Genomic DNA, 24763 nt, shown 5'->3' on the forward strand with positions numbered 1-24763 from the left:
CCGCCGGAGCGGCCCCCGCCGNGCCTGCGGCGCCCACCGCTCCGGCCGCGCCCGCGATCCCGGGCATCCCCGCGCCGCCCGCCGCCTCCGCCGCGGCGCCCGTGGCGCAGGCCGTGACCGGCAAGGCCGCGGTCGAGGCCGCGTACGCCGCCGCGGGCGGGGAGAAGGGCACGCTCGGGCGCGTCGTCGCGAACCCGATCGCCTTCCCGGACGGCTCGATGCTGCAGTCGTACCAGAACGGCACCATCTACTACTCGAAGGCGAACGGCGCCCAGGTGGTCCCGTCGGGCGTCTCCGCGCCCGCCACGCTGCTCAACTGGGCGACGGCCTTCGCCGCGGGCGGCGCGCCGAGCCTGCCGGCGCTGCCGCTGCTCAACCTGATCCCGGGCTGGGGCGACGTGGTCGGCATCAACCCGACCCCGGGCGACACCCCGACGGGCGTCCCCGCGGTCCCCGTCACCCCCGGTGACACGGCCGCAGCCACCCCGGGCGCGAGCACCCCAGCGACCCCGGCGGCACCCGCGGCACCGTCCGCTCCCGCCGCCGCCGCGACCACCGCACCCGCCGCCCCGGCGGCACCCGCGGCGCCGGCGGGATCGACCCCGCTGGCCGTCCCGACGGTGCCGGGCGCTGCGGCTTAGTCACAGGCCCGGGCCGGGTGGCGTCATCCACGCCGCCCGGCCGGTACCCTGAACGTCCGTGGCAACCTCTTCTCCCCAGTCCTATGACCTGATCGTGGTGGGTTCCGGCTTCTTCGGCCTGACCGTCGCCGAGCGCACGGCCGCTGAGCTGGGAAAGCGGGTGCTGATCGTCGAGCGCCGCCCGCACCTGGGCGGTAACGCCTACTCGGAGGCCGAGCCGGAGACCGGCATCGAGATCCACAAGTACGGTGCGCACCTCTTCCACACCTCCAACGAGCGGGTGTGGGAGTACGTCAACAAGTTCACCGACTTCACCGGCTACCAGCACCGCGTCTTCGCGATGCACAAGGGCCAGGCCTACCAGTTCCCGCTGGGCCTCGGCCTCGTCAGCCAGTTCTTCGGCCGCTACTTCACGCCCGACGAGGCCAAGGCGCTGATCCAGGAGCAGGCCGCCGAGTTCGACTCCAAGGACGCGGCGAACTTCGAGGAGAAGGCGATCTCCCTGATCGGCCGGCCCCTCTACGAGGCCTTCATCAAGCACTACACGGCCAAGCAGTGGGAGACCGACCCGAAGAACCTGCCCGCCGGCAACATCACCCGCCTGCCGGTGCGCTACAACTTCGACAACCGCTACTTCAACGACACCCACGAGGGCCTGCCCGTCGACGGGTACACCGCCTGGCTCGAGAACATGGCCGCCTCGGACCTCATCGACGTGCGGCTCGACACCGACTGGTTCGACGTGCGCGACGAGATCGTCGCCGCCTCCCCGGACGCCCCGATCGTCTACACCGGCCCGCTGGACCGCTACTTCGACTACTCCGCCGGCCGCCTCGGCTGGCGCACCCTCGACTTCGAGACCGAGGTGCTCCCGGTCGGCGACTTCCAGGGCACCCCGGTGATGAACTACAACGACGCCGACGTCCAGTACACGCGCATCCACGAGTTCCGCCACTTCCACCCCGAGCGCACGACGTACCCGACCGACAAGACGGTCATCATGCGCGAGTACGGCCGCTTCGCCAACGACGACGACGAGCCCTACTACCCGATCAACACGCCGTCGGACCGCGAGATGCTCGCGGCCTACCGGGCTCTCGCCAAGACCGAGGCCGCGGAGCGGAAGGTCCTGTTCGGCGGCCGGCTCGGCACCTACCAGTACCTCGACATGCACATGGCGATCGCCAGCGCGCTGTCGATGTTCGACAACACCCTGCGCCCGCATCTCGAAACCGGTGCCGCGCTCACCGAGGAGGCCTGAGTGACCAGCGCCAAGACCCTTCTGCAGCGCGTCATCCTGCCGCGCCCGGGTGAGCCGCTCGACGTGCGCTCGCTGTACCTCGAGGAGGCCGAGACCAACTCGCGCCGCTCGCACGCCCCCACCCGCACGTCGCTCAACGTCGCGGGCGAGTCCGAGGTCAGCTTCGCCACCTACTTCAACGCCTTCCCGGCATCGTACTGGCGCCGCTGGACCGTCCTCAAGGACGTGGTGCTGCGGATCGAGCTCAAGGGCACGGCCCGCGTCGACCTCTACCGCTCCAAGGTCGACGGTGCGCGCATCGCCCTGGGCGGCGACCTGGTCCAGACCGACGCCACCGGCTACGGCGTCGCCGAGTTCGCCACCGACCTCGGCCCGTTCGAGGACGGCGGCTGGATCTGGTTCGACGTGACCGCGGACAGCGACACCGAGATCATCTCCGCCGGCTGGTACGCGACGATCGGCGAGGAGGGCCTGCTGGACAAGCGCGTCACCGTCGGCATCCCCACCTTCAACCGGCCCGACGACGCCGTCGCCGCGATCGCCGCGCTGACCAGCGATCCGCTGGTCGACGAAGTGATCGACGCCGTGCTCATGCCCGACCAGGGCAACAAGAAGGTCATCGACCACCCGGACTACGCGGCCGCGATCGCCCCGCTGGGCGAGCGGTACCGCCGCTTCGAGCAGGGCAACCTCGGCGGCTCCGGCGGCTACGGCCGCATCATGTACGAGGCGCTGCGCCTCACGGACAGCCCGTACGTGTTGTACATGGACGACGACATCGCGATCGAGCCCGATTCGATCCTGCGCGCGCTGCAGTTCGCGCGGTTCGCGAAGACCCCGATGCTGGTCGGCGGGCAGATGCTCAACCTGCAGGACCGCAGCCACCTGCACTGCATGGGCGAGGTCATCGACCGGGGCTCCTTCATGTGGACCGCGGCGCCCTTCGTCGAGTACGACCACGACTTCTCCGAGTACCCGCTGAAGGACAAGGAGAACAGCAAGAACCTGCACCGGCGCATCGACGTCGACGGCAACGGCTGGTGGATGTGCCTCATCCCGCGCGTCGCCGCCGAGGAGATCGGGCTGCCGCTGCCGCTGTTCATCAAGTGGGACGACTGGGACTACGGCCTGCGTGCCGCCCGCGCCGGCTACCCGACGGCGACGGTGCCCGGCATCGCGATCTGGCACATGGCCTGGTCCGACAAGGACGACGCCATCGACTGGCAGGCCTACTTCCACCTGCGCAACCGGCTCGTCGTCGCGTCGATCCACCACGAGGGCGATCACCGCGGCATCATCAAGAGTTCGATCAAGGCGCTCATGAAGCACCTGCTGTGCCTCGAGTACTCGACGGTCGCGATCCAGATCGAGGCCATGCGCGACTTCCTCCGCGGCCCCGAGGCGCTCTACGAGCTGCTGCCCACCGCGCTGCCGAAGATCGCCGCGATGCGCAAGGAGTACCCGGACGCCGTCGTGCTGCCCAGCGCCACCGAGTTGCCGCGCACCAGCGGCCAGGCCACGGCGTTCGGCACGAAGATCCCGCTGAACCCCGTCACCAAGGTGTCGACGCTGGTCAAGGCCGTGCGCAACAACCTGCGCCCCGCTGACCCGCACAACCACGAGGTGCCGCAGGCCAACTACCCGCCGCTCGAGGCGCGCTGGTTCAGCCTGGGCCGGGTCGACGGGGTCACCGTCACCACGGCCGACGGCCGCGGCGTGGTCTACCGCCAGCGCGACCGGGAGAAGATGTTCGCGCTCATGCGCGAGAGCCTGGCCGTGCACCGCGAGGTGGACCGCCGGTTCGCCGAGATGCAGCAGCGCTACCGCGCCGCGTACACCGACCTGACCAGCCGCGAGGCCTGGTCCGAGATCTTCGAGCCCGCGGCGCGGGAAGCGGAGCGGAACGAGATCGAGGAGAGCAAGTGAGCAACGCTCCGGAGCAGGCCCTGAGCCCCGAGGAGATGATCCTCGTCGGCGTGCAGGCGCAGCTGGCCGGACGCCCGGGCGTGCTGCCCGCGGCCCGCGGCCTCAGCCACTTCGGCGAGCACTCCCTCGGCTGGCTCGGCCTCGCCGCGCTCGGCGCGGTGCTGCAGCCGAAGCGCCGTAAGGAGTACGTCACCGCGGGCGTCGGCGCGTTCGTCGCGCACGCGGCGTCCGTCGTGATCAAGCGGATCGTGCGGCGCAAGCGCCCCGATCATCCGTACATCACGGTCGGCGTCGGCACCCCGAGCAAGCTCAGCTTCCCGTCGTCGCACGCCACCAGCTCGACGGCCGGCGCGATCCTGCTGGGCCGCGCGTCCGGCGTCCCGGGCGGCGCCGTGCTGGCGCCCGCCGCGGTGGTGCCGCCGATGCTCACCTCCCGCATGGTGCTGGGCGTGCACTACCCGACGGACGTCGCCGCCGGTGCCGCGATCGGAGCGGCGACCGCGTTGGCCGCGATCGAGGGTGAGAGACTGTGGACGCGCCGCGCGGCGCGTCGAACGACGAAGGGATCGAACAGCTGATGAGCGAGGAGCCGATCGAGCACGGCGAGCCGAAGGCACCGTCGAACCTCGCCACCGGACTGATCAAGGCGATCCGGCCCCGCCAGTGGGTCAAGAACGTCCTCGTCGTGGTGGCCCCGCTGGCCGCCGGGCGCGACCAGCTGGAGTTCGTCAACTTCGGGAACGTCGGCATCGCGTTCATCGCGTTCTGCCTGGCCGCCTCGTCGATCTACCTGATCAACGACGCCCTCGACGTCGAGGCCGACCGCGCGCACCCCACCAAGCGCTACCGCCCGATCGCCGCCGGCGTGGTGCCGGTGAATCTGGCCTACGTGCTGTCGTTCCTGTTCGGGGCGGGGGCCATCGCGGTCTCGCTGCTCGCGAACAAGGAACTGGCCATCGTGATCGCGGCGTACATCGTGATCCAGCTGGGCTACTGCTTCGGCCTCAAGCACCAGGCCGTGATCGACATCTGCATCGTCAGCTCGGGCTTCCTGCTGCGCGCCGTCGCCGGTGGCGTGGCCGCCGAGCTGCCCAAGGGCCTGTCGCAGTGGTTCCTGCTGGTGATGGCCTTCGGCTCGCTGTTCATGGCCGCGGGCAAGCGGTACGCGGAGCTGCAGCTCGCCGAGCGCACCGGCGCCAAGATCCGCAAGTCGCTCGAGTACTACACCACCTCGTACCTGCGGTTCGTCTGGACGCTGGCGGCCACGGCCGTCGTCCTCTGCTACGGCATGTGGGCCTTCGACACGACGAAGCACCCCGACAACATCTGGTACGCCCTCTCGATGGTGCCGTTCACCGTCGCGATCCTGCGCTACGCCGTCGACGTCGACGGCGGCGAGGCGGGCGAGCCGGAGGAGATCGCGCTGGGTGACCGCGTGCTGCAGGTGCTCGCGATCGCGTGGATCGGAACAGTCGTTGCCGCGGTCTACTTCGCCTGACGCTCGGGCCGGCGAGTCCGCCGGCACGGCCCCGTCGACCTTCTCCGCACCCCGAGTCAGCTTCTGGCTCGGGGTGGCGGCGTGCGCGGTCCTGTTCGGCTACGGCGCCTGGCAGCGCCGGTGGATCGCCGACGACGGCCTCATCGTGCTGCGCACCGTCCGGAACCTGCTGGCCGGCAACGGCCCGGTCTTCAACGCGGGCGAGCGCGTCGAGGTCAACACCTCCGCCGCGTGGACGTACCTCATCTGGTTCTTCTCCTGGATCAGCGGCGTGCAGACGGAGTACGTGGTGCTCACCGTCGCGCTGGTGCTGTCCGTCGCCGCGATCCCGCTCGCCATGCTCGGCACGGCCCGTCTGTACCGCGGCGGCCCGGGCTGGGCGCGGCTGCGCGGCTCCGGCCTGCTGCTCCTGCCCGCGGGCGGCCTCGTCTACATGGCGCTGCCCCCGGCCCGCGACTTCGCGACGTCGGGCCTCGAGGTCTCGCTGACCATCTTCTGGGTGGCACTCCTGTGGTACCTCGCGATCTGCTGGTCGCAGGCCGACCGCGCGCCCGTCGAGCGGCGCGAGCAGGTCCGGTACTGGATCCTCACGTGCGCGACAGCCTTCGTCGCCGGCCTGTCCTGGCTGGTGCGGCCCGAGATGGCGGTCGTCGGCGGCCTCGTCCTCATCGTCATGTTCCTCGCGCCCGTCGGGCTGAAGCTGCGGCTCGCGCTGACCGCCGCCGCCGGCCTGCTGCCCGTCGGGTACCAGATCTTCCGGATGGGCTACTACGGCCTGCCCGTGCCGAACACGGCCGTCGCGAAGGACGCCAGCGGCTCGAAGTGGGGCCAGGGCTTCACCTACCTGATGAATCTCGTCGAGCCGTACTCGCTGTGGCTGCCGGTGCTGGCGCTGGCGATCGCGATGCCGATCATCCTGCTGCCCGCGCGCGGCGCCCGCGCCCCGCTGACCGGCCGCTTCCGGCTGCCGCGCGGCGGCGTCCGCGGCCTGCGCGATCACCTGCAGCGGCCCGCGGTCATCGTGGCCGTGATGTTCCTCGGCGGCCTCATCGAGACGCTGTACTGGCTGCGCCAGGGCGGCGACTTCATGTCGGGCCGCGTGCTGCTCGCGCCGCTGTTCCTGCTGCTCCTGCCGGTCATGGTGATCCCGCTGCGGATCCCGTCGCGCCGCCCCGAGGATTCGACGGTCCGCGGCATCGCCCGCCTGGCGACCGGCACCGCCGGCGCCGCGGTCGCGGCCGTGCTGTGGGTGCTGGTCCTCGGCTGGGCGCTGCACGCCACGACCTTCCGCGGCCAGCCCGACGGCACGGCGATCGGGACCACCGGCATCGTCGACGAGCGGGCCTTCTACTCGCTGCAGACGGGCCACGCGCACCCGCTCACCGCGGACGACTACCTCGACTACCCGCGCATGACGTCGCTGCAGGAGATCCTGCGCGCGACCCCGCGCGGCGGCGTCTACCTGCCGTCGTTCGACTACGACTGGTGGTTCATCGATCCGCTGCCCTACCCGCGGCCGGACGACGTGCCGCTGCGGCAGACCGTCTTCTTCACCAACCTGGGCATGACCGGCATGAACCTGCCGCTCGACGTGCGCGTGTGGGACCAGATCGGCCTCGCCTGGCCGATGGCCTCGCACACCGCGCGGCTCGAGGACGGCCGCATCGGCCACGACAAGGAGATGTTCCCGGACTGGGCGGTCGCGGAGGCGAAGGCCTACCCGAAGAAGCCGGCGCTGCCGCCGTTCATCGATCCGGACTGGGTGAACCAGTCGCGTGTCGCGCTGACCTGCCCGCAGATCCAGCAGCTGCAGGACTCGTACGCGGCGCCGCTCACCTTCGACCTGTTCAAGCGCAATTTCAAGCTCTCGCTCGCGAACATGAAGCTGCGCATCGACCGGGTGCCGGAGTACACGCTGCGCATGTGCCGCATGGACGTCCCGCCGCCGCTCACCGACGACCAGAAGTCGATGCCGAAGCCCTGATGGATCTCAGCGGGGCGTTGCGGGCGATCGCGGACTGCTCCGTGCTCACCGACGCGGACGCCGTCGCCGGGTATGTCGCCGACTGGACCGGCCGGTGGCGCGGCGGCCCCGCGATCGTCGCGCGCCCGCGGACCGTCGAGGCGGTCTCCGCCGTCGTACGGGCGTGCGCTGCCGCGGGCGTGCCGGTGGTCCCGCAGGGCGGCAACACCGGCCTCGTCGCCGGGGCGGTGCCGCCCGCCGGCGCCGTCGTACTGTCGCTGCGCGGGCTCGACGCGATCGGGGAGGTCTCCGACGGTGCCGTCGTCGCCGGCGCCGGCGTCACCCTCGCGAACCTGGAATCCTTCGCCGCCGCGCGCGGCCTGACCTGCGGGCTCTCGCTCGCGTCGGGGGAGTCGGCGACGGTCGGCGGCGCTGCCGCCACCAACGCCGGGGGAGCGGAGGTGCTCCGCTACGGCACGGCGCGGGCCCGCATCGCCGGGCTGCGGGCCGTCCTGCCCGACGGTGCCGTCCTGGATCGGCGCCGCCCGCCGCCGAAGGACAACACGGGCTACGACCTCGTCGGCCAGCTCGTCGGGTCCGAGGGCACCCTCGCCGTGATCACCGACGTCACCTGGCGCCTCGACCCCGCGCCGCGCGCGCGGACGGTGCTCGCGCTCGCCTTCCCCTCGCCGGACGCGGCCGTCGCCGCGGTGCCGGTGCTGCGGGGCCTGCCCGGTCTCCTCGCGCTGGAGTGGTCCGACGGTGCCGCCGTCGCCCGCGTCGCGGGCCACCTCGACGCGCCCGCGCCGCTCCCGACGGACGGCTGCTGGGTGTTCGCGGAGCTCGACGGGCCGCTCGACGCGGCCGGGGCGGTGGACGACCTGCTGCCCGACGACCGGATCGCCGTCGCCGAGGGCGAGGACCGCCTGCGGCTGTGGCGCTTCCGCGCCCGCACCACCGAGGCCGTGGCCGCCGCCGGGGTGCCGGTGAAGCTCGACGTGGGCGTGCCGGTGGAGTCCCTCGCGCCCGCCCGCGCGGCGATCGTCGACGCGGTGGCCGGGGCCTCCCCGGACGTCGAGCCCGTGCTCTTCGGGCACCTCGCCGAGGGCAATCTGCACGTGAACCTCCTCGCCCGCGCCGGCGGACGCATCCCCGAGCAACTGGCCGACCGCCTGGAAGGGGTCGTGCTGGAACGGGTCCTGGCGTTCGGCGGCACCGTCAGCGCCGAGCACGGCATCGGCCGGGCGAAGCGCGCCTGGCTCGGGCGGCAGCGCGGCCCGGAACAGGTGGCCCTGATGCGGCGCATCAAAGACGCGTGGGATCCCGCCGGGCTGCTCAACCCGGGCGCCGTCCTCGATCCGGAGGTCGGCCGACGGCCGTCGAGCGACGCCGGCGCCCGGTAACCGCGTCTTCATAGGGCGCAATGTGGCGCTTCCCGGTGCCGGACGGCGTACCCTGTTTCGAATAGCAAGACGAACCGAGCTTCAGTAGGAGATGCAACCGTGACCGTTCTGTTGCACCCCCGGGAACACGACCGCGTCGCCGCGGTGAAGTCGCTGCGCATCATGGACTCGCCGCCGGTCCCCGACCTGGAGCGGATCGCGGAGCTCTCGGCGGTGCTGTGCGAGGTGCCGTTCGGTTCGGTGAACATCCTCGACTTCGACCGGCACTACACGGTCGCCTCGTACGGCACGCCGCCGGTGCACGCCTCACGCGAGGACAGTCTCTGCGCGCTCGCCATCGAGGACGACAAGGTCCTGTACGCGCCGGATGCGCAGGTCGACGAGCGGTTTCAGGCGAAGCGTTTCCTGCATCTGGCGAAGCCCACGATCCACCTGTTCGCGGCGGCCCCGATCTGCACCGCGGACCGGCTGCCGGTGGGCACGGTCCGCATCTACGGCCCCGAGCCGCGGGAGCTCAGCGACCGCCAGATCCGGGGGCTGGCCGACCTCGCGGACCTCGCGATGAGCGTCCTCGAACTGCGGTCCGCGGCCCGGACCCTGCACAACACCGCCACCACCGACGCGATCACGCGGCTGCCGAACCGGCACGCCCTCGAGCTGATGCTCGCGGACGACGAGCAGTCGGCAGCCGTCTCCGTGGTGGCGTACGCCGACCTGGATCGGTTCAAGCGGTTCAACGACGGGCTGGGGCACGGCGCGGGCGACGAGCTGCTGCGCGGCGTCGCCCGCCGCATCGACTCGGCGATGGGGCCGGACGACGTGGTCTACCGGGTCGGCGGCGACGAATTCGTGATCGTCTCCCGTGCGGCGGACGCCGATCCGGACGAGTTCGTCGAGCGCCTGCGCGCGGCGGTCGGGCGGGAGCCGATCGCGGTCGCCGGCACCGAGGTGGAGGTGAGCACGACGGTCGGCGCCGTTCGCGTGTCCGAGCACGCCGACACCGGTGCCGCGATCGCCGCGGCGGACGCCGCGATGCTCCGGTCGAAGCCCACCTCGCGCCCCTGAGTCCGGTCCGTCGTCAGAGGCGGTGCCGGTCGAGGAAGTCCTCGATCGCGGCGGCGAAGACCTGGTTGTCGTCGCCCGCCACCATGTGCCCGGCGCCGCTGACGTCGGCGACCTCGGCGTGCGGGACCCGCTCCAGCATCTTCGCCACGCCCTCGTCGCTCACCACGTCGGACTTGCCGCCGCGCACGATGAGCGTGGGGACGGTGACGTGGGTGGCAGCGGCGCCGAGCCGCCCCTTGTCCTGGATGCGGGCCTCGTTGCGGTCGTCGCCGCGGATGAACGCGGGGTCCCAGTGCCAGTACCAGCGGCCGTCCGCGCGCAGCCGCACGTTCTTCTTCAGCCCCTCGAGATTGCGGGCGCGCTTGCGGGCCGGGTTGTACGCGGCCACGGCGTCGGCGACCTCGTCGAGCGTGACGAAGCCGTCGGTGTGCGCCCCGAGGAAGTCGGTGACCCGGTCGATCCCCTTCTTCTCCGCGTCCACCACGACGTCCACGAGGACCAGCGCGGACGCGATCCCGGGGTTCTCGCCGACGGCGCACAGGCTGGTGATCCCGCCGAGGGAGGCCCCGATCAGCACGGGCGGCGGACCGTCGAGCGTGCGCAGCACGCCCAGGAGGTCACCGACGAAGTCGCCCAGCGCGTACGCGCCGTCCGCGGCCCATGCGGTGTCGCCGTGGCCGCGGGCGTCGAGCGTGATGACGGTGTGCCCGCGCTGCGCGAGCGCCGCGGCGGTGCGGTCCCACGAGTGCCGGGTCTGGCCGCCGCCGTGCAGCAGCACGAGGGTCGTCCCGGCGCCGTCGGCGGGCGTCGCCTCCCAGCGGTCGCCCGCGACCGTCAGCCCGTTCACGTCCAGCGTGAACGGCGTTCCCACGACGTCCGCCATGCGATCACCTCATTCGTTTCGTCCGTCTTCCGTTCCTGAAGTCGTATCACGTCGGCTCGTCAAGGTTGCGAGCAGTGATGACTCGAACCGCCGCCACCGGTTGCTTGAGGGTGCGGGCTCCTATGTAGTTAGCCGCAGGAATGGGACTTCGCCGGATCGGCGACGACGTGGGGAGTGATCTTTCGTGGTACGTGCACTGTGGCCGTTCATCATCGGCAGCGTGGCGCTGGGACTCGATGCCTACGTGATCGCGGGCCTGCTGCCGACGATCGCGGACGACCTGCACACCACGCAGTCGCTCGTCGGCCTCGGCGTCACCGCCTTCACCGGGGCGTACGCCGTGTCGGGCCCGCTGCTCGCGGGGCACGCCGGGCGCGACTCGGGCCGCAACCTCACCATCGCGCTGGCGGTGTTCGCCGCAGGCAACCTGCTGACCGTCCTCGCGCCCACGATCGCGGTGTTCATCGTCGCGCGGGTCATCGCCGGTGCCGCCGCCGGCGTGTACTCGCCGCTGTCGTCCGCGGTCGCGGCGCACCTCGTCGCGCCCGAGCGCCGGGGCCGGGCACTGAGCCTGGTGCTGGCCGGGATGGCGACGGGCAGCGTCTTCGGCGTGCCGCTGGGCCTGCTCGTGGCGCAGCGCATCGACTGGCGCGCGACGATCGGGATCATCACCGCGCTCGGCGTTCTCGCGCTCCTGGGCGTGCGGTTCCGCGGCGGCGAGCCCCTGCCCCGCATCGAGGCGCCGGGTCTGACCGCGCGCCTGCGCTCCCTGACCGCGACGCCCACCCTGCTCACCGTGCTGGTCACCCTGTTCACGGGGATCGGCTCGCTCGGCCTGTACACCTACATCAGTCCGCTGCTCTCCACCTCGTCGCTGTCGGAGCACCTCACGCTCTCCATCTGGATCTGGGGGATCGGCGGCGCGGTGGGCGTCTTCGCCATCGGGCGGATCGTCGACGCGTTGAAGAACACCCTCGCGATCACGGCCGCGATCACCGCCACGCTCGCGCTCGTCCTCCTCGTGATCGGCCTCGAGCCCGCCGCTGTCGTCCTCGCCGCCGGGCTCTTCCTCTGGGGCGCGCTGGGGTGGTCCTCGCTGGCGCCGCAGCAGCACACGCTGCTCGCGGCCGCCCGCGAGAACGGGCCGACGGCCGTCGCCGCGAACGCCTCCGCGAACTACCTCGGATCGGCCATCGGGTCCGCCGCGGGCGCCGCGCTCGTGGCCGGCGGCGCCGTCGGCGGCTCCCTCGCGCTCCTCGCGGCGTGTCCGCTCCTCCTCGCCTTCCTCCTCCAACTCGTCCGGCTCCGCATCGCCCGCGGCGCCGGTGTCGATCAGACCGCCACCGTCGCCTGACGGTCGCGATCCGCAGCACCTTCTCGGCCACCCTCCTCGCTCCACCACTTCGACGAAAGTGAGTACCGGCGTGTCTTCCTCCCTGCTCGAGACCCAGAACCACTACGAATCCGTCGCGCGCGGCAGGCTCGACCGGCTGCGCGCCGTCGGCGAGTACCGCACCTTCGCGAACATCAACCGCCGGGCGGGTGCCTTCCCCGCCGCCGCGGTCGGCGCCGCCGGGTCGGGTGATCCCGATGTGGTGGTCTGGTGCAGCAACGACTACCTCGCGATGGCGCAGCATCCGGAGGTCATCGCGGCGGCGCAGGCCGCGCTCGCCGAGTACGGCGTCGGCGCCGGCGGATCCCGGAACATCGGCGGCACGAACCGCGAGACCATCGCGCTGGAGGCGGTGTTGGCGGAGTGGTTCGGCACGGAGCGCGCGCTGGTGTTCCCCACCGGGTACGGCTCGAACGACGCCACCATCGAGGCGCTCAGCCTGGTCTACCCGGAGCTGCAGATCTTCAGCGACGAGCTCAACCACGCGTCGATCATCGCGGGGGTCCGGCGGAACCGGAACGCGCGGCACGTCTTCCGCCACAACGACGTCGACCACCTGCGCGAGCAGCTGCGCGCGGCCGACCCGGGGGTGCCGAAGCTGGTCGTCTTCGAGTCCGTGTACTCGATGGACGGCGATGTCGCGCCGATCGCCGAGCTCGTCGCCGCCGCCAAGGAGCACGGCGCCCTGGTGTTCCTGGACGAGGTGCACGCGATCGGCATGTACGGCCCGCAGGGCACGGGCATCGCGTCCTCGCTGGGGCTGCTGGACGAGATCGACATCGTGCAGGGCACTCTCGCCAAGTCGATCGGCGTCATCGGCGGCTTCATCGCGGGCCGGGACTGGCTGATCGACGCGATCCGCTCCTTCGCACCGGGTTTCATCTTCACCACGGCGCTCCCGCCGGCGACCTGCGTGGCCGCACGGCGCAGCGTCGAGATCGTCCGCGGGGCGGAGGACCTGCGGGCCGATCTGCAGGCCAAGACCGAGCTGCTGCGGCAGCGGTTCCGGGCGCACGGCATCACGGTGATGCCCGCCTCGTCCACGCACATCCTCCCCGTGCGGATCGGCGATGCGCTCCTGTGCACCCGGGCCGCGCGAAAGCTGTTCGACGAGTACGGGATCTACGTCCAGCCGATCAACCCGCCCACCGTGCCCGCGGGCACCAGCCGCTTCCGGATCAACGTCACCCCGGCGCACACGTACGACCACATCGAGCACCTCGCGACCGCGCTCGGAACGGTCTTCCGCGACCTGGGGATCGAGTGACCGCCGCGGCCCTCCTCGCCGTCCGCGCGCTCGCCGCGGGCGACGTGGACGCCGTGGTCCGATTGCGGGAGCAGCTGTTCGCCTCGGACCCGGGCGCGCCCTGGGCGACCGGGGCCGACGACTGGCGCCCGCACTACCGGGCGCAGCTCGACGAGGAGCTCCGGGGAGCGAACCCGGACGCCCGCACCCTGGTGGCCGTCGTCGACGGCGCCGTGGTGGGGACGCTCACGGCGATCGTCGACCGGCACCTCGCGGGCCCCGCGGCCCCGACGGGACGAACGGGCTGGATCCAGGGCGTGTTCGTCGCGCCGCCGGCGCGGGGCGGGGGTCTCGCCGCGCGGCTGACCGCGGCGGGGGAGGAATGGCTGCAGAGACGGGGCGCGCGCACCGTCGTGCTGGCGTCGACCCCGGCCGCGAAGGCGCTGTACCGGGGCAGGGGTTACGCCGAGGACGGCGAGACCCACTTCCGGAAGGACCTGCGATGACCCGGGCGGACCTGTTCGGCACCGGCTACGAGGGCACCCGGTTACGTGAGGCGCTGCGCGCCGCGACGCGGCTCGCCGGAGCCCAGGAGGTCGAGGTCCGCGAGCACGGCCGCGACGACACCGCCCGGCTCGCGGCGCTCGCCCCCGCCGATCTGGCCGACGCGCTGCGCGACGCGGACTTCCTCATCAACGCCGTCAACGACGACCAGCACGACGCGATCCTCGATCTGCTCAGCGCCGCGCCGGGATTCGTCGTCAGCGAGAAGCCGCTCGTCGCCCCGCACCAGGACGTCGGGGCCGACTGGGCGGCGGCGTGGGCGGAGCGGGACCGGTTCGCACTCAACACGATCGAGCGGTACTCCGCGGCCGTCGACCATGTGCGGAACCGCGTCGCCGCGGTGGGCCTGCGGATCGCCCGGATCGACTTCGCCTGGGCCAAGAACAGATTCGACGACCCGCGGCCCACCGTCGGCGTCGTCTCCGAGGTGATCCACCCGCTCGACCTCGCGATCCACCTCCTCGGCGGCAGCGCCCGCGACGTCCGCCTCCGATCCGTGGCCGTCGTGGAGTCCGACTACGCCGCGGCGGGCACCGTGCTGCCTGAGACGGTGCAGCTGGCCTTCGAGCTGGGCGGCGCCGTGGTCACCGGGTACGCCGGATTCGGCCACCCGAGCCGCTCCCGGGTCTTCGACATCACGGCGGTCGGGCGCGGCGGGGAGCGGGAGTACTTCGAGATCCGGTTCGACGACCCGGCGTGGGACTTCGACCGCGTCCGGCACTGGTCCACCGCCGGCACCGTCCCCCCGGTCGTCCTGGACTTCACGCCGCCGGCCGACGGGAGCCCCGCGGGCACGGCGAAGCTCGTGCGGTTCTGGCTCGACCTGCTCGACGGCAGGTTCGGCCGCCGGTACACCCGCTACCCCGAGGCCGTCGCGCTGCAGCGGCTCCTCGTCGAGATCTCGGCCGCGCCGCGGTCCGCGGCCGAGTACGGCGGCGGCCCGGCGCGATCCGTGCTCGACCGGCTCGATCCCGAGAGGCTGGGGTAGGTGGACTTCGCCGGCCGCTGCATCGGCGTCCACGACTTCGGCGGCCCCGAGGTCCTCACCGCGTTCGACGACGTCAAGACCCTCGACGGCCCCGACCGCGTCATCCTGCGCAACCGGTACTGCGGCGTCAACCCCGTCGACGTCAGCTTCCGGACCGGGCGCATGCGCGCGTACGCGGGCGATCTGGGGCCGGGGCTGGTCCTCGGCATGGAGTGCGCGGGCGAAGTGGTCGCCTCGCGGAGCCCGCGGCTGCCCGTCGGGGCCGTGGTCGACGCCCTCACCCTCCCCGGCGCCGGCGCGCACGCGGGCAGCTACGCCGAGTACGTCGCGGTCGACGCGGACCGCGCCGCGCCGCTGCCCTTCGGCCTCGCCGCCGACGTCGCCGCCGCGATCCCCCTCAACGGGGTCACCGCCTCGTCCATCGTGGACGAGCTCGGCCCCGGAACCGCCGTGGCCATCACCGGCGCCGCGGGCGCACTCGGCCGGTTCCTCGTCTCCGCCGCGAACGCGGCCGGGCTCACCACGATCGCGATCGCCCGCCCCGCCGACGGGCCCCTGCTGCGGCGGATCGGGGCCGACCTGGTGCTCGACGGCGCGGCCCTCGAGTCCGACGGTGCGCCGCCGGTGGACGCGATCGTCGACGCAGCGGGCCTCGGCCCGGCGCTGACCGCGTGGTTCGCCCCGGTCGACACGATCGTCGCGGTGCGCGCCGACACCGTCCACACGCTCGCGCACCGGCGGCGCGTCGAGGCCAACGTCCGGCGGGCGACCCGCGTCGCGGAACGCCTCGCGTGGTGGAACCGGCGGGTGCTACGGCGGCCCGAGATCGTGGGCCCGATCGAACGGTTCGTCCCGGAGCAGGCCGCGGCGGCGCAGGAGCGGCTCGCCACGCGGCACCGCCGCGGACGGGTGGTGCTGCGCTGGTGGGAGTGCGGGCCCGTCGGACGGACCGCGTCCGTGCCGTCGCGCTCGTCACAGCTCGCCCTGGCGCGGCACCGGGACGGCGAATGACACGCGTGTAACACTGGTCCCATGTCATCGCTGGGCCGAATCGGAACGCTGCTCGTCGCCGGGGCCGTGGCGGCGGGCACCGTCGTGGCGGCACCGTCGGCCCTGAACCCCGCGCCCGCGCACGCCGACCCGGCCCCCGCGAAGTCGCGGATCACCGGGGCCCAGTGGCAGGGCGATCACCAGGTGGACCTCACCGTCTACTCCGCGGCCATGAACGACTCGATCACGGTCCAGCTGCTCCTGGCCCGCGACTGGCACGCCGACCCCAAGGCGAAGTTCCCCACGCTGTACCTGCTCGACGGGATGCGGGCGCGCGAGGACCGCAACGGGTGGCTGCTGGAGACGAACGTCGCGGACTTCTACCGCGACAAGAACGTCACCGTCGTCCTGCCGGTCGGCGGCCAGTCCAGCTGGTACACCGACTGGAAGCGCCCCGACAACGGCAAGAACTACCAATGGGAGACCTTCCTCGCCAAGGAGCTGCCGCCGCTGCTGCAGCAGGGCTGGCGCGCCACCGACGCGCGCGCCGCGGCCGGCGTCTCCATGGGCGGCACCGCCGCCTTCACCCTGGCCGCCCGCAACAAGGGCCTGTACCGGTTCGCCGGCTCCTACTCCGGCATCCTGTCCACCAGCACCCCGGGCACCCCCGAGTCGATCGGCATCGCCATGCGCGACGCGGGCGGCTTCAACGCCGACGCCATGTACGGCCCGCCCACGGATCCCGCCTGGGCGCAGCACGATCCGCTCAAGCTGGCGGAGAAGCTGCGCGGCATCAGCCTGTACTTCAGCTCCGGCAACGGCTCGGGCGGCACCGGCGCGCCGACGGACCTGCAGGCGATGGCGCTCGAGGTGCTCGCCCGCTCGTCCAACCAGGCCTTCGCGATCGAGCTCAACAGGCTCGGGATCCCCGCGAACGCGCTGTACCGCCCGTCGGGCAACCACAGCTGGCCGTACTGGCAGTTCGAGAACGGCCAGGCGTGGCCGCAGGTGCAGGCGGCCCTCGGCGTCGCCAACCCGAAGCCCTGCGGCATCGCCGGCGCCATCGGTGAGGCCGCTCCGAAGACCCCGACCCTGGGTTCGTGCGTCACCGTCGAGTACGCCGTGCCCGGCGGCCGCGCGCAGGACTTCCGCGGCGGCCAGGTCTTCTGGTCGGCCGACACCGGCGCGCAGGTCGTGGGCGGCGCGATCGGCGGCGCCTACCTGGGGACGGGCGGCCCCGGCGGCCCGCTCGGGTACCCGACCGGCGGCGAGCGCGCGCTGGCCGACAAGAAGGGCCGCTACCAGCAGTTCCAGCACGGCACCGTCTACTGGAGCCCGCAGACCGGCGCGCGCGCGGTGCGCGGTGCGATCCGCGACAAGTACGCCGCCCTGAACTACGAGCGCTCGGCGCTCGGGCTGCCACTGGGCGACGAGACGAAGCTCCCCGCCGGTGCCTTCCAGCGGTTCCAGGGCGGGCAGGTCTACTGGTCGCCGAAGACGCCCGCGACCGTGGTGAACAACGGGCCGATCTTCGCCGAGTGGGGTCGTCAGGGCTACGAGGGCGGCCGCCTCGGCTACCCCGTCGCCGACTCCACGCCGATCCCCGGCGGCTTCGAGCAGCGCTTCGAGCGCGGCGTGATCGCGCTGGTCAACGGGGTTGCGACCGCACGCTGACGCCCGGCCGAGGGTTGCGCTTCGGCGCTGCCGGTAGCCTGGCAGCGTTGCGTTCCGGACGTACTTCAAGGAGAGAAGACATGGCTGGACTTCGGGGAGCCCTCGTGGCCGCAGTGATGACGGGCGGCCTGCTGCTCGGCGCCGTCGCGTGCGGCGGCAGTTCGACGGTCGAGGCGCCCACCACCCCCGTGGAGGGCGAGCCCACGTCGCTGCCCGCGACCGCCCCCGGATCGGCCACGGCACCGTCGGGCTACCCGGGCGCGAGCTCCGCCGCGAACCCGGCGCTGACGCAGAAGGACAAGGACTTCATCACGAAGGTCCGCGCGGACGGCGTGAAGGCCCCCGACGACGTGGTGATCAACGCGGCGCAGTTCGCGTGCGAGTACGACAAGTCGGGCCGCGACGCCAAGAACCTCGAGCCCTTCGTGGTGGGCATCCTCGGCCCGTACGACGGCGACGCCGCCTCCGGGAACGCGAAGAAGTTCATCACCGAGGCGCGGACCTCCTACTGCAAGAAGTGATCCCGTGACGCATCAGGAGCCCGGAAAGCCGGGCGGCGGACGCAGGTTCTCGCCGGTGACGATCATCGTCGGCGTCGTCGTGATCATCGCGCTGGTGCTGCTGGCGATCCTGGTGGGCACGTGGCTGCGGCCCGGCCCGGAGTTGCCGCCGGTTTCGCCGGACGGCTCGTCGTCGAGCCCGTCGGCGACCGCGGCGCGGCCCACCTCGCAGCCCGCGGACTGCCCGGACGTGCAGGTCATCTCGGTGCCCGGCACGCTGGAGTCGTCGTCGAAGGACGATCCCTACTGGCCGACGTTCAACCCGAACTCGCTGATGCTCAAGATTACCGGGCCGCTCGCCGCCGCGCTGCCCGACAGCCGCGCCGACGTGTGGACCACCCCGTACGTCGCGCAGCTGTCGAACCCCGTCGCCATCCCGCCGGACGGGCAGGCCTCCTACGAGACGTCCCGCACCGAGGGCTACGACAAGTCCGTCGCGCAGATGAAGAAGGTCTACGACAAGTGCAAGCTCACCGGCTTCGTGCTGATGGGCTTCTCGCAGGGCGCCGTGATCGCGGGCGACATCGCCGCCGAGGTCGGCGCCGGCAAGGGCGTCGTCCCCGCCGAGAACATCCTCGGCGTGGGCCTCATCTCCGACGGCCGGCGCGAGCCCGGCGACGCCCGCACCGCGGGCCCGAACCCGCCCGGCGTGGGCGTCGAGGTCGCGTACGGCGGCTTCAGCTTCGGCAGCCTGTCGCTGCGCGGCAAGCGCGAGGGCGGCTTCGGGGCGGTCAAGGACCGCACCGTCTCCCTGTGCGGCAACAAGGACCCGATCTGCAACCAGCCCAAGGACATCTTCCAGGCCGGCAACATCGCGACCACGCTGCCCGAGCTGCAGAAGGTGCTCACCGGGAACTCGCACGCGCTGTACGCCACGACCACGGACTGGTCGTCGAACGGGCAGACCGCCACGCAGTGGCTGCAGGCCTGGGCGCGCGGCGTGATCGACAAGGCGCCTAAGCCTCCCCACAGCTAGCCCTGGTATTCACAGAGGAATGGCAGGCATGAAGAGTCAGGGAGCGCGGAAGGCCGGGCGCGTGTTCGGCATCGCCGTCATCATCGCCGCGATCATCGCGATCATCGTCGTGATCACGCTCATCATCACGATGATCCGCAAGCCGGAGCCCACCCCGCCCGGGCCGCCGACGGGGCCGCAGGCCGCGGACTGCCCGGACGTCCAGCTGATCTCCTTCCCGGGCACCTGGGAGTCCTCGGCGACCGACTCGCCCGAGGCGCCGACGTTCAACCCGCGCTCGCTGATGCTGCAGGTGACCAACCCGCTGGACAAGCGGTACGCGGACGCCCGCGCCGACATCTGGACGGTGAACTACGCCGCCCAGTTCCACAACCCGGTCGCGGTGCCGCCGGACGGCCAGATGACCTACCAGGCGTCGCGGCAGCAGGGCACCGACCGCGCGATCGCCAAGATCACCGCGGTCAAGGACAAGTGCCCTCGCACCGGCTTCGTGCTCGTCGGCTTCTCGCAGGGCGCGACGATCGCCGGCAACATCGCCGCGCAGATCGGCGCCGGCAGGGGACCGATCGCCGCCGAGCGGTTGCTCGGCGTGGGCCTGATCTCCGACAGCCGCCGCGTCCAGGGTCAGGGCAGGGCCATCGGCCCGGACCCCGCCGGCGAGGGCGTCGAGGTCACGTTCGCCGGCTTCAGCTTCTCGGGCGTCGACCTGCAGGGCAAGCGCGACGGCGGCTTCGGCTCGGTGAACGACAGGGTCGTCACGATCTGCGGCTCCAACGACCCCATCTGCAACCAGCCGAAGGGCGGGCTGCTGGGCCTGGCCACCGGCCTGCCGCAGGTGATCTCCACCATCACGCAGAACTCGCACGCCGCCTACGGCACCACCGCGAACTGGTCGCTCGAGGGCAAGACCGCCACGCAGTGGCTCACCGGCTGGGCCGTCGGCGTGATCGACAAGGCGCCGAAGACGAAGTAGCCGTGTACCGCTGACCACCTGTGCGGTGGTCAGCGGTACACACGTCAGGGGCGAGCCGGCTGCTGCTGGGTGGCGCAGTGGATACCGCCGCCGCCCGCGGCGACCGGGTCGATGTCGAGCTGCACCACCGCGCGGCCGGGGAACAGCCGCTGCAGCGTCGCGCGGGCCTCGCCGTCGGTCTCGGCATCGCCGAACTGCGGGCAGATCACCGCGCCGTTGCACAGGTAGAAGTTGATGTACCCGGCGGCGAAGTCGTCGTCCTGTGCGTACCGCTCGCGGACCGTCGAGGGCGCGCGCAGCACCTCCACCTGCAGCTTCCGTCCCTTCGCGTCGGTGGCGCCGCGGAGGATCTCCAGGTGACGCTTCGTCACCTCGTGGTCGAAGGAGTCGGGGTCGTCGTCCTGCGCGGCCACCACCACCCCGGGCGCGGCGAACCGCGCGTAGAAGTCCGTGTGCCCGTCGGTGATGTCCTTGCCCTTGATGCCGGGCAGCCAGATCACCTTCTCGATCCCCAGCAGCTCGCCCAGTTCCGCCTCGACCTGCTGCTTCGTCCAGCCGGGGTTCCGGTTGTCGTTGAGCACGCAGCTCTCGGTGATGATCGCGGTGCCCTCGCCGTCGACCTCCAGCGCCCCGCCCTCGATCACCAGGTCGGTCCGCACCGCCTCGGCCCTCGCCTGCGCGGTGACGACGCCGGCGACCTTCGCGTCGGCGTCGTGGGTCTGCTTGTCTCCCCACCCGTTGAAGTTGAAGTCGACGCCCGCGAGCCCCCTGTCGCCGGTGACGAACGTCGGGCCGGTGTCGCGGATCCACAGGTCGTCGAGCTCGGCGGGCACCAGGGTCACGCCCGGCGCGGTGCCGAGCAGCGCGCGGGCGGCGTCCAGCTGGTCGGGGCGGACCAGCATCGAGACGGGCTCGAACCGGCCGATCGTCGTCGCGATGAGCATGAGCGTCCGCTGCACGTCGGGCAGCAGCTTCCCGCCCCACACATCCTCGCGCGCGGCCAGCGCCATCCACGTGCGTTCGTGCCGCTCGCCCTCGTCGGGCATGCGCCACCGTCGCCCGCCCCGGTCCACGGGCGACCGCTCCGCCGGGGTGGTCGACGGTGCGCCGCACGCCGCCAGCACGGCCGCCGCCGCCGCGAGGAGGAAGTTCCGTCGTCGCATCGCGCCACCTCTTCCGACGGTGCCGGCCTCTCCAGCCCCGCCCGCCCATTGTCGCCGGTCCCGGCGTTCCGCGGGGGAGCGAACGCCGCGCGGGGGTCGACCGAGCCCCTGCAGGACGTCTGGCTTGTGGTGGGGGAGAGCCGGCGTTGGGNGGGGGAGCGAACGCCGCGCGGGGGACGACCGAGCCCCCACCGGAGGAACGGCGCCTGGTGGGGGAGCGACCGCCAGGCAGGGGATTCGGCGCCGCGCGGGGGACGGCCGGTACTCCGTCTCGCGGTGACGGGTCCGCACCGTCCGTGAATCCACGGCTTGCCGGGCACAGGAGGCCGGATATGGCTTCGTGTGTGCTGTGAGCCGCGGATTCACAGCGGGGAGGGATCGCTCCGGAATCGCGGGGCGGCCGAGGCACCGTCGGGCAACCGTTAGGCTGTGCGCAACGTTTCACGACCGCACCCCAGCCGACCAGGAGTACCCACACGTGACCACTGAGCCCCGCAAGTTCCGGTTCGCGGCCGGCGGCGCCGGCAACGCCGACGAGGGCGGCGCGCGCAAGTTCGTCAAGCTCGCGCAGGAGGCCGAGGAGCTGGGGTTCGACACCTTCGCGATCCCGGACCGGCTGGACGCGCAGGTGGGACCGCTGGCCGCGCTGGGCGCGCTGGCCGTGAGCACGTCCACGATCCGCCTGGCGACGTCGATGCTGGCGATGCCCTTCCGGCACCCGGCGGTGCTGGCGAAGGAGCTCACCACCATCGACGTGCTGTCCAAGGGCCGCCTCGAGGTGGGCCTGGGCCTCGGCGCCTTCAAGGAGGACTTCGATCAAGCGGGTATCGAGTTCGAGTCGCCCGACCGCCGCTTCCAGCGCCTGGACGAGGGCCTGACGGTGCTCGACGCACTGCTCCGCGGCCAGGAGGCCGAGTTCGAGGGCGAGGTCTTCCGGGTCAAGGAGCTCAAGGGCTACCCGCGGCCGCGGCAGGGCCCGCGCCCGCCGATCGCGATCGGCGCCGGCGCCCGCCGCACGCTGGAGCTGGCCGCGCGCCGCGCCGACGTCGTCTCGATCAACCCGCGCAGCTCGTCCGAGGGCAAGCTCAAGATCTCGGACATGTCCATGGACGCCGTGAAGAAGAAGGTCGAGATCGTGAAGGCCGCGGCGGGCGACCGCTTCGCGGACATCGAGCTCTCCTGGTCGATCGCCACCATCGTGATCACCGACGACCGCGAGCAGGTCGCCGACTTCGCGCTCAAGGCCATCGAGCGTGGCCTCTCGGCGAGCATCGAGATCGACAAGGAGGTGACGATCGACGACGTGCTGGGCTCGCCCTACCTCGCGATCGGCACCTTCGACGAGATCGCCGACCAGGTCCGCGCCACCCGGGCCGCCACGGGCATGTCCTACGTCGGCGTGATCCCCACCCAGATGGAGGCCTTCGCGCCCGTCCTGGAGCAGCTCAAGGGCGAGTGAGCCCGGTCCGTGCCGACCTCACGGTTTTCGTCCTGCCCGACGGTGCGCGGTACGATAGTCGGGTTTGCGGATTTTCACAGCGTGGTAACACCCCGAACGGGTGAAACATGTTGCGGATATCAAGCACTATGAGGTGGCGCACAGGCCCGCAACGGGCCGTCGCCGCCACGCGATGTATCACTGTATGACCGTCAGCCGCCCGGCGTCGGTGACGAGGAGCAATGCATGAACAACGAGTTTGACCAGTTTCTGGACGAAGACGGCAACATCTTCTTCCGCCCCGGAACCACGCTGGTCGACTTCGTCGAGCGCAACGCACGGGAGCGTGCCGACACCCTCGCCTACCGCTTCATCGACTACAGCCGCGAGCGCGACGGCGTCGTCCACGAGCTGACCTGGTCGCAGTTCGGCGCCCGGCTGCGCGCGATCGGCGCCCGCCTGCAGCACATCACCAAGCGCGAGGACCGCGTCGCGATCCTGGCGCCGCAGGGCCTGGACTACGTGACCGCCTTCTTCGGCGCCCTGTACGCCGGCAACATCGCGGTGCCGCTGTTCAGCCCGGACGAGCCCGGCCACACGGACCGCCTGCGCATCGTGCTCGAGGACTGCAAGCCGACGGCCATCCTGACCTCCTCCGGCTCCGCCGAGGCCTGCCGCAACTTCTTCCGGCACCTGCCGGCCAAGGAGCGCCCGCGCATCATCGCCGTGGACGCCATCCCGGACTCGGTGGGCTCGACGCTCAAGCCGTTCCCGATCTACCGCGACACCATCGCCTACCTGCAGTACACCTCGGGCTCCACCCGGAACCCGGCCGGCGTGCAGATCACCTACGAGGCCGTCGGCACGAACGTGATCCAGATGATCCACGCGCTGGACCTCAACGAGAACTCCCGCGGCGTCACCTGGCTGCCGATGTTCCACGACATGGGCCTGCTCACGGTGATCCTGCCCGCGCTCGGCGGCAAGTTCATCACCATCATGAGCCCGTCGGCGTTCGTCCGCCGCCCCGGCCGCTGGATCAACGAACTGGCCGCCGTCGAGGACGGCGCGGAGACCTTCGCCGCCGCCCCGAACTTCGCCTACGAGCACGCCGCCGCCCGCGGCCTGCCCAAGGAGGGCGAGACCCTCGACCTGTCGAACGTCAAGGGCCTGATCAACGGCTCCGAGCCCGTCACCGTCTCGTCGATGAAGAAGTTCAACGAGGCCTTCGCCCCGTACGGCCTCTCACCGAAGGCGATCAAGCCCTGCTTCGGCATGGCCGAGGCGACGCTGTTCGTCAGCTCGACCCCCGTCGAGAACGAGGCCCGCGTGGTCTACGTCGACCGCGACCAGCTGGCCGCCGGCACCTTCGTCGTCTCCGAGGAGGGTGCCGAGGGCGCCGTCCCGCAGGTCTCCTGCGGCGACATCGCGCTGAGCCAGTGGGCCTGCATCGTCGACCCGGAGACCGGCAAGGAGGTGCCCGACGATTCCGTGGGCGAGATCTGGCTCCACGGCATGAACATCGGCTCGGGCTACTGGGAGCGCGACGAGGAGTCCCGCGAGACCTTCCAGAACTACCTGACCCCCCTCTCCGACGGCAGCCACTCCGAGGGCGTGAAGAACCTCGAGAAGGCCAAGTGGATGCGCACCGGCGACTTCGGCGTCTACCACGGCGGCGAGCTGTACATCACCGGCCGCGTCAAGGACCTGGTGATCGTCGACGGCCGCAACCACTACCCGCAGGACCTGGAGTTCACGGCGCAGGAGTCGAACACCAAGTACATCCGCACGGGCTACGTGGCCGCCTTCTCGGTGCCGGCCAACGAGCTGCCGGCCGCGGTCTTCGAGAACGCCCACTCGGGCCTGACCTTCGACCCGAACGATCAGAGCGAGCAGCTGGTCATCGTCGCGGAGCTCGGCGCCGGCGGCGCCAAGCAGGACCAGCAGGCCCTGGCCGATGGGATCCGTTCGGCCGTCGGCGCCGCGCACGGCGTGCTGGCCCGCGACATCCTGCTGGTCCCCGGCGGCTCGCTGCCCCGCACCAGCTCGGGCAAGATCGCCCGGCGCGCGGGCCGCGCCGCGTACATCGACGGCACGCTCCGCGGCGGCTACACGCAGACGGCGTTCCCCGACGCCGACGCGAACAACGTCCAGTAGC

The 24763-nt window shown here is 72.0% G+C and carries 20 protein-coding genes; 18 read left to right on the plus strand and 2 right to left on the minus strand.

Translation table 11 applies throughout. The features are described from left to right. Positions 1 to 699 precede the first annotated feature (699 nt). The 7 genes from glf (at position 700) to ACM9LD_RS20080 (ending at position 9757) form a co-directional block, all read left to right on the plus strand. Positions 700 to 1902 carry a UDP-galactopyranose mutase gene (gene glf, locus ACM9LD_RS20050; RefSeq protein WP_415678311.1) on the plus strand — a complete coding sequence of 401 codons (1203 nt, stop codon included), beginning with the start codon at positions 700 to 702 and terminating at the stop codon, positions 1900 to 1902. Next, complete coding sequence (locus ACM9LD_RS20055) at positions 1903 to 3828, plus strand: glycosyltransferase (protein ID WP_415678312.1); 1926 nt, start codon at positions 1903 to 1905, stop codon at positions 3826 to 3828. Between the two features lie 35 nt (positions 3829 to 3863). Continuing rightward, positions 3864 to 4406 (plus strand): phosphatase PAP2 family protein, encoded by a 543-nt coding sequence (locus ACM9LD_RS20060; protein WP_415678371.1) that lies wholly within the window; start codon positions 3864 to 3866, stop codon positions 4404 to 4406. Next, positions 4406 to 5326, plus strand: coding sequence for a decaprenyl-phosphate phosphoribosyltransferase (locus tag ACM9LD_RS20065; RefSeq protein WP_415678313.1), 921 nt, complete (start codon positions 4406 to 4408; stop codon positions 5324 to 5326). The genes ACM9LD_RS20060 and ACM9LD_RS20065 overlap by 1 nt, the downstream gene beginning before the upstream one ends. Beyond that, positions 5304 to 7310 carry a flagellar motor control protein ZomB gene (zomB, locus tag ACM9LD_RS20070; protein WP_415678314.1) on the plus strand — a complete coding sequence of 669 codons (2007 nt, stop codon included), beginning with the start codon at positions 5304 to 5306 and terminating at the stop codon, positions 7308 to 7310. The genes ACM9LD_RS20065 and zomB overlap by 23 nt, the downstream gene beginning before the upstream one ends. Further along, complete coding sequence (locus ACM9LD_RS20075; RefSeq protein ID WP_415678315.1) at positions 7310 to 8692, plus strand: FAD-binding oxidoreductase; 1383 nt, start codon at positions 7310 to 7312, stop codon at positions 8690 to 8692. Before zomB ends, ACM9LD_RS20075 begins: the two co-directional genes overlap by 1 nt. 99 nt (positions 8693 to 8791) lie before the next feature. Then, complete coding sequence (locus ACM9LD_RS20080) at positions 8792 to 9757, plus strand: GGDEF domain-containing protein (protein ID WP_415678316.1); 966 nt, start codon at positions 8792 to 8794, stop codon at positions 9755 to 9757. A gap of 13 nt (positions 9758 to 9770) precedes the next feature. Here ACM9LD_RS20080 and ACM9LD_RS20085 read toward each other — a convergent pair whose 3' ends face one another. Beyond that, the gene (locus ACM9LD_RS20085) at positions 9771 to 10640 is read right to left on the minus strand and encodes an alpha/beta fold hydrolase (RefSeq protein WP_415678317.1); all 870 of its coding nucleotides are present in this window, start codon (positions 10638 to 10640) and stop codon (positions 9771 to 9773) included. Positions 10641 to 10824: 184 nt separating this feature from the next. On the opposite strand from ACM9LD_RS20085, the gene ACM9LD_RS20090 reads away from it, so the two are divergent. The 9 genes from ACM9LD_RS20090 (at position 10825) to ACM9LD_RS20130 (ending at position 20004) form a co-directional block, all read left to right on the plus strand. Next, positions 10825 to 11994 (plus strand): MFS transporter, encoded by a 1170-nt coding sequence (locus ACM9LD_RS20090; RefSeq protein WP_415678318.1) that lies wholly within the window; start codon positions 10825 to 10827, stop codon positions 11992 to 11994. 70 nt (positions 11995 to 12064) lie between these two features. Next, a complete protein-coding gene (gene hemA / locus ACM9LD_RS20095) occupies positions 12065 to 13300 on the plus strand; it encodes a 5-aminolevulinate synthase (RefSeq protein ID WP_415678319.1) in 1236 nt (411 codons plus the stop codon). Further along, a complete protein-coding gene (locus ACM9LD_RS20100; RefSeq protein WP_415678320.1) occupies positions 13297 to 13785 on the plus strand; it encodes a GNAT family N-acetyltransferase in 489 nt (162 codons plus the stop codon). The genes hemA and ACM9LD_RS20100 overlap by 4 nt, the downstream gene beginning before the upstream one ends. Next, positions 13782 to 14831 carry a Gfo/Idh/MocA family oxidoreductase gene (locus tag ACM9LD_RS20105; RefSeq protein ID WP_415678321.1) on the plus strand — a complete coding sequence of 350 codons (1050 nt, stop codon included), beginning with the start codon at positions 13782 to 13784 and terminating at the stop codon, positions 14829 to 14831. Before ACM9LD_RS20100 ends, ACM9LD_RS20105 begins: the two co-directional genes overlap by 4 nt. Beyond that, positions 14832 to 15842, plus strand: a complete 1011-nt coding sequence (locus tag ACM9LD_RS20110) for an alcohol dehydrogenase catalytic domain-containing protein (RefSeq protein WP_415678322.1) — start codon at positions 14832 to 14834, stop codon at positions 15840 to 15842. A gap of 21 nt (positions 15843 to 15863) precedes the next feature. Further along, positions 15864 to 17495, plus strand: coding sequence for an alpha/beta hydrolase-fold protein (locus ACM9LD_RS20115; RefSeq protein WP_415678323.1), 1632 nt, complete (start codon positions 15864 to 15866; stop codon positions 17493 to 17495). Positions 17496 to 17575: 80 nt separating this feature from the next. Next, positions 17576 to 18016 (plus strand): DUF732 domain-containing protein, encoded by a 441-nt coding sequence (locus tag ACM9LD_RS20120; RefSeq protein WP_415678324.1) that lies wholly within the window; start codon positions 17576 to 17578, stop codon positions 18014 to 18016. Positions 18017 to 18020: 4 nt separating this feature from the next. Continuing rightward, positions 18021 to 19031, plus strand: coding sequence for a cutinase family protein (locus ACM9LD_RS20125; RefSeq protein ID WP_415678325.1), 1011 nt, complete (start codon positions 18021 to 18023; stop codon positions 19029 to 19031). Positions 19032 to 19059: 28 nt separating this feature from the next. Beyond that, positions 19060 to 20004 carry a cutinase family protein gene (locus ACM9LD_RS20130; protein ID WP_415678326.1) on the plus strand — a complete coding sequence of 315 codons (945 nt, stop codon included), beginning with the start codon at positions 19060 to 19062 and terminating at the stop codon, positions 20002 to 20004. Positions 20005 to 20048: 44 nt separating this feature from the next. Here the strand turns inward: ACM9LD_RS20130 and ACM9LD_RS20135 are convergent, their stop codons facing one another. Continuing rightward, positions 20049 to 21167 (minus strand): agmatine deiminase family protein, encoded by a 1119-nt coding sequence (locus ACM9LD_RS20135; protein ID WP_415678327.1) that lies wholly within the window; start codon positions 21165 to 21167, stop codon positions 20049 to 20051. A 478-nt stretch (positions 21168 to 21645) separates the two neighbouring features. Between ACM9LD_RS20135 and ACM9LD_RS20140 the strand changes: the two genes are divergently transcribed. After that, positions 21646 to 22626 carry a TIGR03621 family F420-dependent LLM class oxidoreductase gene (locus ACM9LD_RS20140; protein ID WP_415678328.1) on the plus strand — a complete coding sequence of 327 codons (981 nt, stop codon included), beginning with the start codon at positions 21646 to 21648 and terminating at the stop codon, positions 22624 to 22626. Between the two features lie 225 nt (positions 22627 to 22851). Then, positions 22852 to 24762 (plus strand): long-chain-fatty-acid--AMP ligase FadD32, encoded by a 1911-nt coding sequence (fadD32, locus tag ACM9LD_RS20145; protein WP_415678329.1) that lies wholly within the window; start codon positions 22852 to 22854, stop codon positions 24760 to 24762. The last annotated feature ends 1 nt before the right edge of the window (position 24763 follow it).

The organism is Tsukamurella hominis, from assembly GCF_965137015.1.
GTDB lineage: Bacteria > Actinomycetota > Actinomycetes > Mycobacteriales > Mycobacteriaceae > Tsukamurella > Tsukamurella hominis.